Below are 12744 nucleotides of genomic sequence, written 5' to 3' on the forward strand. Positions count from 1 at the left end.
TACATCATAACACTCAGAAAAAAAGAAACTTTGAAGGAATTTTAAAGACTTTATAAAGAAATATATTTCAATTTTCCTTTACTTCTAAATCTTTTTTATTGCGTAATAAAAAAGATTGTATAATACTATATAAAACATATATATTTAGGAGGATTACAACAATGTCCGAAAAAACATACGAACTCGCAACCTTCGCAGGCGGTTGCTTTTGGTGCATGGTAAAGCCATTTGATGAACTTCCTGGTATTCATAAAGTACTTTCTGGCTATGCGGGTGGTCATGTAGAAAACCCAACATATGAACAAGTAAAAGCTGGTACATCTGGTCATTTAGAAGTTGTACAAATTACATTCGATCCTTCTATTTTTCCATATGAAAAATTACTAGATTTATATTGGCCACAAATCGATCCAACTGATGATGGCGGACAATTCTTTGACCGCGGTCCCTCTTATCGCACTGCTATTTTTTATCATAATGAAACGCAAAAAGAGCTTGCTGAAAAATCAAAACAAGCTCTTGCAGAAAGCGGTATGTTTAAAGAGCTAATCGTAACTGAAATTCGCCCGGCTGCACCTTTTTATGAGGCTGAAGAATACCATCAACATTTTTATAAAAAAAATCCGGAGAAATATGCTACTGAGCAAAAAGAATCTGGCCGTGAAGACTTTATAAAAGAAAATTGGCAAAAAAAATAATAAAAATGCATCGTATCTTTTAAGTACGATGCATTTTTATCTTTGAAAAAAGTACCATACAATGATGAGAACAACCGCTGTCAATGTCCAAAGTGCGATTTCATTTTTCACTCTACTCTTTTTCTTATTCATTTCCTCTCCTCCTAATAGAAATACAACATATTCAAGATTTCCTCTGTTTAATTGTCCACCTTATATACGTGAATACATCCTTACAAATTTTTATAACAAGACCACCGACGATTCCGATTGCAATTGAAATTATTAACATCTGTCCAAAACTAAGAGTAGTTGTGTATGTTATGTAGATAACAATGCATACAAGTAAAACATCCGGTAAAGAAAGCAAAAACTTTTTAAGCATTTCTTCAGCTCTCCTATGCTTTATTTGTAATTTATACTTTCTACTGTAGCTTTGAAATAAAGTTTGTTCAAAAATTCCATTTAGACACTCATTTTATGGAAAAAGAATAAGAACCTCTTTTAAAAAGGGGTTCTTATCTACATATCCTATTCCATAATTACTCCTAAAATAGAATAATATTACTAGTGATTTGTTGTACATTAACTATTTTCCAGGCAATCGGATGTTACGCCAGCTACCTACATCGCATTGACCGTATGTATTATCACCTACTGCTACCACCGTGCCATCTAATTTCAGACCGACCGTATGCGCACAACCCGCCGCTATCGCTACAATATCACGCCAATCGCTTACATTACATTGACCATACTCATTCCAGCCGACTGCCACCACGGTACCGTCTGATTTAAGTCCGATTGTATGATTCGTACCAGCCGCTATTGCCATAATATCTTTCCAGCTGCCTACATCGCATTGACCAAGTTTATTATTACCCACTGCCATCACTTTGCCATCCGATTTCAAACCAACAGTATGAAGATAACCTGCCGCCAACTCCACCATACCACGCCATCCACTTACATTGCATTGGCCATATCGATTATTCCCCACAGTCGTCACTGTTCCGTCCATTTTAAGACCAACTGTATGCCAGTCACCCGCCGTGACCACCACAATATCTCTCCAGCTACTTATATTACATTCTCCTTCTTTATTTCGCCCCACTGCTACTACTGTGCCATCCGGTTTAAGGCCAATGGTACGACGCCACCCCGCCGCAACCGATACAATATTATGCCAGTCGTTTACATCACATTGATCATGCTTATTCCACCCCACCGCTTCCACAGTATTATCACTTTTAAGAGCGATTGTATGAGCATTACCCGTGTTCGTCGCCATATGAACATTGCCCGCTGCGACTGCTTCAATATCACACCAACCGCTTACATTGCATTCTCCTTCTTTATTTCGCCCCACTGCCACAACTGTGCCATCCGATTTAAGAGCAACTGTATGACCACGACCTGCCGCTATCGTATCTTTAGGCACCGTTTCACTTTTAACATTTCTTCTTTCGGTGAAATGTAATTCATGTTTTACCTCCTTGCATATAAGCAACTGTATCCAAATAGATATTTTTATCTAATTTCATTATAAATGACCCGACTTTTTTTATAAATTTACAGCTACAAAAGAAGCCTATTATTACTTCTCCCAAAAATAAAAACCTCCAGTTTAAATACTAGAGGTTCCTTCTTTATTTCTTCAATCGTTCAATAAAATCGTTCAATTTATCAAGCGATTTCATATTCTGATTACAGGCTACACCATCTTTGCAAATATAGTTTCCCTTTTTCACAAAGGTTCCTGGTACATCACCTTTAATTTCAACTAAAAACATCCCAACTTCTTCATGTCCATGACATAATGAACAAATGCTCTTTTTATTTAAACTTTGGAACGTTCCTTGCAGACCAACAAACTTATTTTTATCATTTTTCGCTATAATAAATTTCCTGCTTGACCCTTTATCAATCCAGCTTAAATAAGATAACTCTTTCATATCCAGTTCTTCCATATCAGGAAGTTTTAATTTTTTCGCTTTAGGAAATAATTTTTTTAATGTTTGTGCTGTAACTTCCTGAAACGGAATGACATACGGATTTATTTTCATTAAAAACGATTCTGCATCTTCTCTATTTTGAACTGTTAATACTGTATCAATTAACTCTTTCTGTTCATCTGTTAAATTTTCAAATACATGTATTATTTTTTCAATCGCAAGTGATTTTAATGCTTGAATTACACCTCTATCATTTGCCGTTGCGTGTCCATTTGCTAAAATATAAGCTTGTGACTTTATAAAATTGTATTGATCACTTCTAATAAAAGCTTCCATGTTTATCACTCCATACAAATTGTTAATCTAGTCTTATTGTATACAATGATTCAGCTTTTTGATATGTAAAAGATAACTTAGAAATGAACATTACATACTCTGACTATGTTCTACCGAGGCATTTCCTGACAAAAGAAACCATCGTCTGTTTTCCATTCTGCATATAAGACGTCTTCAAATTTAGTAATCCCTTTTTGCTTTATTTGTTTATACAGCCACCCTTCATCAAAACCAGCTTCCCTCAAATTATCTTTCACTACTTTTCCATCACTAATTAATGAAATTGGTAAGTATACAGGCTTATGTTTTAAACTTAAATCATTTATAGTAGGAGATTCATATTTGCTCTTTTTCAGAACGCTTATGTTTCCGTTAGGTTCCAATATCATATATTCAACTTCTCGTATTGAAAATATGTCTTTTTGTTGCCTAAGCATTTGTTGTAATTGATTAATATCCAAATGATTCGATTTTAATTGTTCTCTGTCAATATGCCCATTACGAATGATAATAGAAGGGTATCCTTCAAAGAACTTTCTTGTCCTTCTAAATTTTTGTGTTATTACTTCTATTGCGTAAATTAATATTACCCATACAAAAACAGCGTATAAAATAGACCATACTCTCACCTCAGGATCATATACAGTGTTTCCAACTAGTTCTCCGATTACAATGGCAGAAATAAAATCAAATGGTGTTAACTGAGATATTTGTGTTTTTCCTAATATTTTAGTAGCCACCAATAGAACAAAAAAACCAACAAACAGTTCTATCGTTATTTGTCCTAGATGATTCATATGTAGTCACCTTTCTATGCCGTACAATTACGATTCACTTTTACTATTATCATTCCCATTTACAACCAATATATCCAATAGATACAAAACAAAAAGAGTCTAGTTCAAAATAATATTTGAACTAGACTCTTTTATTTTCATTTAGAATACACAATCTTTTTAATCGTTTCTCCGGAAAGAAAATACTCCTCTGCAAGTTGATGAATGGAAATTCCACTTTTAAACGCTTCTTTAATGGCTTTATTTCTTTCATCTAGTTGTTTTCTTCCTCCAGATCGTGTACCCCATTTATAATGTTTCGTTTCTTGTTTTGGAATGTAAATTGTTTCACCTTGTATATACTTTTGAATTTCAGCAATTAAACTCTCTGGTAAAACCGTCGCAGCTTTTACGTATTTCATTTCTGCTCGCCCCTTATTTTTTATGGTTCATTTCAATAAGGTGCAAAGCCAAATATAAAAATGATACGAGCTCATTTAGGCGATTGTATATTACTTGTCTACCTCACGCAAAGTATCGCCATTTCCATACTTGGCTTTGCATGAGACGCTGCAGTGTCCGGCAATTGAATTGTAATCGCCATTTCAACACCTCCTAATATACCTTTTGTATTTTATTATATGATAAATTCCTCCCCCTTGCATCCACATCCTTTTTTAAGCATGAAATTACTTAGTTTGGTATAATATTTTTTAGTCCAATCCAAAAGTATAGTGAGGTCGCTTTATGAAAAAGAAAATAATCATTACAATCGTTACATTATTCATTATTACTGTAGCATTATTTGGAACATACAAATTGATGAACGCAAGGAGTTTTCAATTGTTTGGAGATTTAACAAATCGAGTAGAGACAAACGAAAAAGTAATTGCTTTAACTTTTGATGATGGCCCTACGAACAATGTAAAACAAATATTACCGCTACTAGATACATACAATGCAAAAGCTACTTTCTTTTTAATCGGAAATGAATTAGAAAAAAACCTATCGTTAGGAGAATCTATCGTACAATCTGGACACCAAGTTGGAAACCATACATATTCTCATAACAGAATGGTTTTTAAAACACCTTCTTTTATTAAAGAAGAAATAGAAAAAACGAATTCATTAATCCGCCAAACAGGATATACAGGCGAAATTGATTTTAGACCACCTAACGGAAAAAAGCTAATTGGTCTGCCCTATTATTTAAATAAAAATAATATCGAAACAATCACATGGGACCTTGAACCTGATACTTTTTATAAATCTGCTGCTGATAAAATTGAATATGTTAATAAAAATGTAAAAACAGGTTCTATCATTTTACTGCACTCAATGTATGATGAGTCTAATGAAAATTTACAAACCATTGAAGGTATTTTAGACTCTTTATCTAAGAAGGGCTATCAGTTCGTAACAGTAAACGAACTACAAAAAAGAGCAAAATAAAAAGGTAGCGTATCATAGAGCGATACGCTACCTTTCTTTTTAAATAATGCCAAGTACATTTAAGAATACGATAATAATCGCAATTGGTGCGATAAAGCGAAGTAAGAATAACCATAATACGAACAGTTTATAGCCTTTATTTTTACTTACACCAAGTTCTTTCATTAATACATCTTTCTTCATTTTTAAAGGAACAAAGATAGAAACTAATAAAACACCAAGTGGCATTAGTACGTTACTCACTGCATAGTCCGCTAAATCAAAGATTGTCTTTCCGAAAATCTTCAGATCACTTAATATACCAAATGATAATGCTGATGGTACTCCAACAACGAAGATTAATAACCCTACGATTAAGGCCGTTTTTTCACGTTTGCCTTTACCTTTTGATGTTAACGACGCAACACTAATTTCTAGCATAGAAATAGCAGATGTAATCGTTGCGAAGAAGAACAGCAATAAGAAAATAACGAAGAACACTTTTCCGAACGCCATTTTACTGAAAATAGCAGGTAATACGATAAATAATAATCCTGGTCCTTGAGATGGTTCTAGTCCAAATGCAAATACAACTGGGAAAATTGCAAGTCCTGCAAGTAATGTAATTACTAATGTTAAAGCTACGATAGAAAATGCTGAACGCGGTAAACTTTCTTCCTTCGGTAAGTATGAACTATATGTTACCATTACTGCTACACCGACCGATAATGAGAAGAACGATTGACCCATCGCATATAAAATAACTTCTGATGTTACATGTGAGAAATCAGGTTGTAAGAAGAAACGAACTCCCTCTCCAGCACCATCTAACGTAAGTGCACGAACGATTAAAACAAAGAATAAAACGAATAATGCTGGCATGAAATATTTATTTACTTTTTCAACACCATTTTGTACACCTTTACTTACGATGAAAATAGTAATAAGGATGAATAATAGCTGTGATCCAACTGCTAAATACGGATTGGAAATGATTTCACCAAACGTATCTTCGTATGCCCCATTTCCTTCCCATAGTCTACCTGTAATTGCATTCCATAAGTATAATAAAATCCAGCCTCCTACAACACTGTAGAAAGAAAGTAATATGAAACAAGTTACAATCCCTAATTTCCCTAACCATGGCCATAATGTTTTTGGTGCGATTTCTCTATATGCATCAACAGCCTCTTTTTGTGTACTTCTTCCAATAACGAATTCAGCTAGTAATAGCGGTAAACCAATTAATAATGTGAAACCGATGAAAATAAGGAAGAACGCGCCGCCCCCTCCGATGCCGGCCATATATGGGAATTTCCAAATCGCCCCAAGACCAATTGCTGAACCTGCTGCAGCTAATACGAAACCTAATTTCGATGTCCATTGCTGTGAATTCATTTGTTAATCTCCTCTCTGTCTCTTTTTCTTTGTTTCAGTTCAGTATTTATATTGTTCTATCAATACTCTTTTCTAATACGTTCACTTCCTCCCTACTAATAAAAAAACGCCCCTACGTAAATACGTAGGGACGACAAAAATATCGCGGTACCACCCTAGTTATGAAGATACAACAAAGTTAGGACCTAAATAAAAAACGTCCCTACGCAAATACGTAGGGACGATAAATTATCGCGGTACCACCCTAGTTATGAAGCCACAACAAAGTTAGGACCTAAATAAAAAACGTCCCTACGTAAATACGTAGGGACGATAAATATCGCGGTACCACCCTAGTTGTGAAACAATCTTCACCACTTTATTTGATAACGGTATAAACTACCGTCTTTCATTTCCTCAAAATATGAGATTTATGAAAGATGCTCCAGGACGAACTTCATGAATAATCTATATACTGATTCACACCAACCATCAGCTCTCTGAAATAGGGAGATATTCACTACTATACCCTTTCATTGCCCAAATATTATTTTCCGAATTGATTACTATCATTTTTATCACACATTAAAAATAGTGTCAACTTATATTTTGAATTTTTATGTATTACATTCTATTTAAAAAATGTAAAATATGACTTTTAAATGAATAATATTAGAATATTTATGTTCCATACTATATTAACTTCTCTAACAGGTTTATAGTAGTATACGATAAATGCAAGACAGCACGAGTAGGAGGAAAGAATTTTGTCTACTTCAAAAGTTTTAAAAGGTACTGCTTTATTAAGTGGTGCAACAATGATTTCACGTATATTAGGTTTTATATACTTCTTCCCTTTTCAACTATTAGTCGGAACACAAGGGGTCGCTTTATATGGATATGCATACTCTTGGTACGGTATTTTATTAAGCTTTTCAACAGCTGGTATTCCTATTGCTGTTTCCAAATTTGTTGCAAAGCATAATGCGCTCGGTGATTATAGTACAAGCAAAAAATTATACAACTCTAGCGTAAAATTAATGTTGTTTATGGGCTTTTTAGGGTTTTTAACTTTATTTATTGGAGCACCATACATATCACAATTTATTATTCGCTCGAAAACGCCAGATCCACAATTTATCGCCGACGTAACACTTACGATGCGAGCATTAAGTTTCGCACTTATTATCGTACCAGCTATGAGTGTTACACGTGGCTATTTCCAAGGTTTTCAACATATGAAACCAAGTGCCGTTTCTCAAGTCGTAGAACAAATTGCGCGCGTGGTTTTCATTTTAGTTGGTAGTTTTATCGTTTCAAAACTATTAGGGGGGGCAGTCGCCTCTTCTGTTGCAGTTGCTACGTTTGGCGCTGTTATCGGAGCGCTTGCCAGCGTTTCGATTTTAATGCTGTACTGGAAAAAATATAATAGATTAAAGCCTCCCGAAGGAGAATTAAAGTCAAGGGCATCGAATATTCCATTAAAAAATATTTATATGGAATTACTTCGATATGCAATCCCAATTGTATTTGTCAGTATTGCAATTCCACTCTACACGTTAGTAGATCAATATACTGTAGCTGATGTCCTTAGGGCGATGGGCGAGCCGTTAGAAACAGCGAATGCAGTTTTCGCTTATATAACGAACTATGCCCAAAAGTTAATTATGATTCCAGCTTCTCTTGCAACTGGATTCTCATTAACGATCATTCCGGCTATAACGAAATCGTATACAAGTGGGAAACTAGAAGAACTACAAGAACAAATTGCAAAGATATTTCAAGTCTTATTATTCTTCACTATCCCAGCTGCATTCGGTCTTGCTAGCATCGCTTACGATGCCTTCCGTATGGTTTATGTAAATCCTGAAATTGCACTTGGGGGATCACAATATTTAATTTCATTTGCACCTTCTGCTATATTAAGTGCGATTTTCACAGTTTCAGCAGCTATATTACAAGGAATCGATTATCAAAGAAAAACGATGATCGCTTTCTCAGTCGGTATTCTCGTTAAAGTTTTAGTAAATACACCGCTCTTACATTTATTTGGCGGACACGGTGCTGTACTTGGAACAATTCTTGGATACCTCGTTTCCAATGTTATTATGTTGTACTGCATCATTAAGTTTGCGAAATTTAAAATTGGTGAGACAGCAAAAACAGTACTTCTTATTACAATTTACTCCGCTGCAATGTCTGCTGTTGTAATTGCATTAAAAGCGATTTTAAAATGGATGATTCCTGGACAATCCTATATGGAATCACTTCTCATTGTCTTTATATGCGGCGCTGTAGGAGGGATTGTTTATCTTTTATTCGTCCTAACGAGCGGACTTGCTTCACATATTCTCGGTGATAGACTTCAACGATTACCCATACTAGGTAAATTAGTCAAATAAAAAGAAGGGAGGTAACTCATTGTTACATCCCTTCTTTTTTACTTCGCATATTGTATACGTTTTTGTTGTTCAGTAATATGTAATTCTGGAGCATATTGTTGTACTAAATGTAATAGCTCTTCAATTAACACTTCTAACTCCTGTACACTATACTCCGGTTTCCCTATTAACGTATTTGCCATACGCTCGTATAGATTTTCAGGCTTAATAATCATTCGTTCCACATTATGTGGCATCCATTTAAATGCCGGATGATGTACATACATTTTATTCAAACCAAATAAGACCCCAAATATATTTCTTTGCACTTCACAAATAACATCATATAACATAAGCCAGTCTTTTCGTTTTAAAAGCGCCTCTCGATTATGCCAGCGATTGCTTAACCAAAGATTTTCTGAAATCATCCGTTTCGCTAGGTCTTCTGGATATGCTACCACTTTATCTTTTAATTCATGTACTTTCTCTTCTCCATACAAACTAACACCATCATGAACGGATGATACAATACATTGTTTTTCATAACTTATATCATATTGAACTACCACATCCGAAATAACTTTCTCTACTGTTTCAGTTAAAAAGTTACTAATCTCTAATTTAATTCCCTCTTTTGTCAAATACGTTTCCGACCATTCTTCTTCCTCGTAAGGATAATATGACAAAATTGTTCCACCAATATAGTTAATAGGCCATTTACGATCCTCATCCTCTGGTGGCATTGACCATAAAATATGCAATTCTATATCTGAATGTTCATCTTCTAGTTTTCTAGCTACTGAACCCGCTAAAATAATAGCTTCGATCTTCGGATTTCTCCTATAAATCTCCGATATTTCTATCGCTTTCTCTTTTAATCCCACTTCATTTCCCCCTATAATTGCAGTACACAGTTACCTTTTCATTTATCTATTTCGATATTATGCATTGCATTCCCTTTTCAATGTCCCACTAAATCATATTTCTATCCAATAACGCTGAACAATTTCCCCAGTATGAACAGAAACTACTTCATCTTCTAACATACCGCCAACCTTTTGAATCGTTTTAGCCGAAGCGATATTAACTTTATCGCAAGTTATTAACACTTTCTGTAACCCTAACTTTTGTGCTTCATCTAATGCAAGTTGTAGTTGTTTCGTAGCGTAACCTTGACGACGTTTATTTGGATGTACACTATATCCAATATGACCACTTTCCCGCAATAATTCTGAGTTTAGTCGATGTCTAATATTCACAAAACCTATAAGTTCCCTTTTTTCAAAACTTAAAAATTGACTAGACGGTACTCGATTACCTTGTAAGTTTTCTCCTAGTTCCTGTCTACTCACTTTTTCAAACCATTTATCGAGAGAATCAAAATTTTGTAAAGAACTACTACCATATGGTTTTTCATCCGTATGTAAAAATGCCTCCCGATACTCTATAATTTGTTTGCTATATTCATTTGCTGGTTTTAATAGTTTCATTTTCATTCTCCCCCTCTTTTCAACCTAAAACAAACAGCTTAATCGTGACAATTTCACGATTAAGCTGTTTCTAACAATTTCATTCAAATAATCCCATACTCAAATAACGTTCTCCTGTATCAGGTGCAATACATAAAACTTTTTTACCTGCGCCTAGACGTTTCGCTATCATAATTGCTGCGTAAACAGATGCTCCAGACGATGGCCCAACTAATAAACCTTCTTGTCTAGCTAAGTTTCTCATTGTCGTTAAAGCCTCTTCGTCTGCAATTTGAATAATTTCGTTATACACTTCTGTATTTAAGTTTTTCGGGATAAACCCTGGACTTGTTCCTACTAGTTTATGAGGACCTGGAACACCGCCTGATAAAACGGGAGATCCTTTCGGTTCTACTACTGCAATATATAAGTTTGGTAGCTTCTCTTTTAACGTTTCCCCAGTACCTGTAATAGTTCCACCAGTTCCAGCCGTTGCTACGAATGCATCAAGCTCGCCATCCATTTGTTCATAAATTTCAAGTGCAGTCGTATAACGATGAATATTCGGGTTTGCTGGATTTTCAAATTGTTGCGGAATAAAACTATTTGGAATTTGCTTTTGCAGTTCTAATGCCTTCGCAATTGCTCCTGGCATTCTTTGTTCTGCCGGTGTTAAAACTACTTCCGCTCCGTATGCTTTCAATAAATTTATACGCTCTTTTGACATATTGTCTGGCATAATTAAAATTGCTTTATACCCTTTCGCAGCTGCATTCATTGCTAAGCCTATTCCTGTATTTCCGCTTGTCGGTTCAATAATTGTATCTCCTGGTTTGATGAGACCATTCTCTTCTGCAACGTGCAGTAAATTATAGGCAGCGCGGTCTTTCACACTGCGTGATGGATTAAACATTTCTAGTTTTACATACACATCCGCTGCGTCTTCTGGAATAAATTTAGATAATCGGACGACAGGTGTATCTCCTATTAATTCTGTAACATTTTCACATAATTTCATAGTGCATCCCCTATTCTATCGTTTTCTTATCACTTGGTAATAACCAAGAAGTAAGTCCAATTAATGGTAGACAACTACATAGTAACATAATGAATTGTAGACTATATATGTCAGCCAATTTCCCAAGTACTACAGATCCTAAAGCTCCGAGTCCAAACGCAAGCCCTACAATTAATCCAGATACCATCCCTACTTTTCCAGGAACAAGCTCTTGCGCATAAACAACAATTACACTAAAACTACTTGAACTAATAAAACCGATACATAAAAATAGCGGTACGACCCACATGAGCGAAACGTGAGGTAATAAAAGGGCAAGTGGCGCCGAACCTAGCATTGAAAATACAATAATTGTTTTCTTTCCAAATCGATCTGCTAACGGTCCACCAAAGAAAGTTCCTAATACACCGGCAATCATAAATGCGAATACGAAATACTGGGCATTTTTTATAGATAAACCATAATGCTCAATTAAGTAAAATTGATAAAAATTCCCTATACCAGCACCGTACCAAGAACGTACAAAAGTAAGAAAAACAAGAAGTAGAATAACAAATTTAATATGTGTACTTACAATCGCATTTTCCGCCTCAAGCGCAGCCCTCTTTTTTCTTCTCACAGCGCCAGTTGCTAATTCATTTCTATACCAATTTGATACGAAAATTAATAATACAATTCCTACTGCTGCAAAGGCTGTAAAACCTAAAGAACCAATTTGGCCGAGCGGAACGAAAATTAGCGCTGTAAAAATAGGAGCTAAGGAATTCCCTGTATTTCCTCCAACCTGATAAATCGCTTGCGCTAAACCTCGTTTTGCACCAGCTGCCATATAAGCAACTCGAGCACCTTCTGGATGAAAGACTGCGGAACCTAATCCGATAAATAAAACAGAAATGATAACAATAATAAAGTTCGGTGCAAACGCGAGTCCAATCATTCCAAGCATACTCGAAAACATACCGAGCGGTAATAAAAATGGTGACGGTTTCTTATCCGAATACATACCAAAAACCGGCTGCATAATCGATGACGTCATATTTAATGCAAACGCAATCCATCCTACTTGCATATAAGATAAATTCATCGTTTTTTCCAAAATAGGAAACAATGCCGGCACAACTGCTTGCATCGAGTCATTTAAAAAATGACCGAAACTAATCGCAAATAGAATTCGATATATCGTCCGTGTTTCCATTGTATTTTTTTTCGAAACTGCCTGCATATATGTATTTCTCCTTCCTGTACAAAATATATATTTATTACAGCAAGTGTAATAAAGTAAAACTTTAACCTCGATAAATTCTGACTTTTGAAACATTTCTAT

Annotated in this window: 12 protein-coding genes, 1 pseudogene and 1 other annotated feature; of the genes and pseudogenes, 3 read left to right on the top strand and 10 right to left on the bottom strand. The window is 35.1% G+C overall.

Translation table 11 applies throughout. From position 1 onward, the window contains the following. Positions 1-161: 161 nt before the first annotated feature. Complete coding sequence (gene msrA / locus QCI46_RS18750) at positions 162-698, top strand: peptide-methionine (S)-S-oxide reductase MsrA (protein ID WP_353841126.1); 537 nt, start codon at positions 162-164, stop codon at positions 696-698. A gap of 163 nt (positions 699-861) precedes the next feature. On the opposite strand, the gene QCI46_RS18755 is transcribed toward msrA, so the two are convergent. From QCI46_RS18755 to QCI46_RS18775, 5 genes and pseudogenes are all read right to left on the bottom strand, one after another. Further along, on the bottom strand, positions 862-1062 hold the full coding sequence (locus QCI46_RS18755) for a hypothetical protein (protein ID WP_353841127.1): 201 nt from the start codon (positions 1060-1062) through the stop codon (positions 862-864). Between the two features lie 204 nt (positions 1063-1266). Beyond that, a pseudogene (locus tag QCI46_RS18760) lies at positions 1267-2162 on the bottom strand (RCC1 domain-containing protein). Positions 2163-2326: 164 nt separating this feature from the next. Then, the gene (locus QCI46_RS18765; protein ID WP_000387067.1) at positions 2327-2968 is read right to left on the bottom strand and encodes a FusB/FusC family EF-G-binding protein; all 642 of its coding nucleotides are present in this window, start codon (positions 2966-2968) and stop codon (positions 2327-2329) included. A gap of 110 nt (positions 2969-3078) precedes the next feature. Beyond that, a complete protein-coding gene (locus tag QCI46_RS18770; protein ID WP_327958608.1) occupies positions 3079-3765 on the bottom strand; it encodes a DUF421 domain-containing protein in 687 nt (228 codons plus the stop codon). 137 nt (positions 3766-3902) lie between these two features. Further along, positions 3903-4166 carry a CD3324 family protein gene (locus QCI46_RS18775; RefSeq protein WP_327958607.1) on the bottom strand — a complete coding sequence of 88 codons (264 nt, stop codon included), beginning with the start codon at positions 4164-4166 and terminating at the stop codon, positions 3903-3905. A gap of 325 nt (positions 4167-4491) precedes the next feature. On the opposite strand from QCI46_RS18775, the gene QCI46_RS18780 reads away from it, so the two are divergent. Then, positions 4492-5196, top strand: a complete 705-nt coding sequence (locus QCI46_RS18780; protein WP_353841128.1) for a polysaccharide deacetylase family protein — start codon at positions 4492-4494, stop codon at positions 5194-5196. A gap of 39 nt (positions 5197-5235) precedes the next feature. On the opposite strand, the gene QCI46_RS18785 is transcribed toward QCI46_RS18780, so the two are convergent. Next, positions 5236-6573 carry a sodium-dependent transporter gene (locus tag QCI46_RS18785; protein ID WP_353841129.1) on the bottom strand — a complete coding sequence of 446 codons (1338 nt, stop codon included), beginning with the start codon at positions 6571-6573 and terminating at the stop codon, positions 5236-5238. A 302-nt stretch (positions 6574-6875) separates the two neighbouring features. Beyond that, positions 6876-7098 (bottom strand) — a binding site (T-box leader). A 221-nt stretch (positions 7099-7319) separates the two neighbouring features. On the opposite strand from QCI46_RS18785, the gene QCI46_RS18790 reads away from it, so the two are divergent. Further along, on the top strand, positions 7320-8954 hold the full coding sequence (locus QCI46_RS18790) for a putative polysaccharide biosynthesis protein (RefSeq protein WP_353841130.1): 1635 nt from the start codon (positions 7320-7322) through the stop codon (positions 8952-8954). A 38-nt stretch (positions 8955-8992) separates the two neighbouring features. Here the strand turns inward: QCI46_RS18790 and QCI46_RS18795 are convergent, their stop codons facing one another. The 4 genes from QCI46_RS18795 to QCI46_RS18810 form a co-directional block, all read right to left on the bottom strand. Next, a complete protein-coding gene (locus QCI46_RS18795; RefSeq protein WP_353841131.1) occupies positions 8993-9817 on the bottom strand; it encodes a DUF4037 domain-containing protein in 825 nt (274 codons plus the stop codon). Between the two features lie 93 nt (positions 9818-9910). Then, complete coding sequence (locus tag QCI46_RS18800; protein ID WP_098091006.1) at positions 9911-10423, bottom strand: GNAT family N-acetyltransferase; 513 nt, start codon at positions 10421-10423, stop codon at positions 9911-9913. A 79-nt stretch (positions 10424-10502) separates the two neighbouring features. Further along, the gene (gene cysK / locus QCI46_RS18805; protein WP_000762271.1) at positions 10503-11420 is read right to left on the bottom strand and encodes a cysteine synthase A; all 918 of its coding nucleotides are present in this window, start codon (positions 11418-11420) and stop codon (positions 10503-10505) included. A 10-nt stretch (positions 11421-11430) separates the two neighbouring features. Beyond that, the gene (locus QCI46_RS18810) at positions 11431-12642 is read right to left on the bottom strand and encodes an MFS transporter (RefSeq protein ID WP_353841132.1); all 1212 of its coding nucleotides are present in this window, start codon (positions 12640-12642) and stop codon (positions 11431-11433) included. Positions 12643-12744: the final 102 nt, after the last annotated feature.

This window comes from Bacillus cereus group sp. RP32, from assembly GCF_040459735.1.
Taxonomy (GTDB): domain Bacteria; phylum Bacillota; class Bacilli; order Bacillales; family Bacillaceae_G; genus Bacillus_A; species Bacillus_A wiedmannii.

Bases quoted from the DNA above. Each gene is read 5' to 3' on its own strand.
- msrA (WP_353841126.1), top strand. From the start codon at position 162: ATGTCCGAAAAAACATACGAACTCGCAACCTTCGCAGGCGGTTGCTTT.
- QCI46_RS18755 (WP_353841127.1), bottom strand. From the start codon at position 1,062: ATGCTTAAAAAGTTTTTGCTTTCTTTACCGGATGTTTTACTTGTATGC.
- QCI46_RS18765 (WP_000387067.1), bottom strand. From the start codon at position 2,968: ATGGAAGCTTTTATTAGAAGTGATCAATACAATTTTATAAAGTCACAA.
- QCI46_RS18770 (WP_327958608.1), bottom strand. From the start codon at position 3,765: ATGAATCATCTAGGACAAATAACGATAGAACTGTTTGTTGGTTTTTTT.
- QCI46_RS18775 (WP_327958607.1), bottom strand. From the start codon at position 4,166: ATGAAATACGTAAAAGCTGCGACGGTTTTACCAGAGAGTTTAATTGCT.
- QCI46_RS18780 (WP_353841128.1), top strand. From the start codon at position 4,492: ATGAAAAAGAAAATAATCATTACAATCGTTACATTATTCATTATTACT.
- QCI46_RS18785 (WP_353841129.1), bottom strand. From the start codon at position 6,573: ATGAATTCACAGCAATGGACATCGAAATTAGGTTTCGTATTAGCTGCA.
- QCI46_RS18800 (WP_098091006.1), bottom strand. From the start codon at position 10,423: ATGAAACTATTAAAACCAGCAAATGAATATAGCAAACAAATTATAGAG.
- cysK (WP_000762271.1), bottom strand. From the start codon at position 11,420: ATGAAATTATGTGAAAATGTTACAGAATTAATAGGAGATACACCTGTC.
- QCI46_RS18810 (WP_353841132.1), bottom strand. From the start codon at position 12,642: ATGCAGGCAGTTTCGAAAAAAAATACAATGGAAACACGGACGATATAT.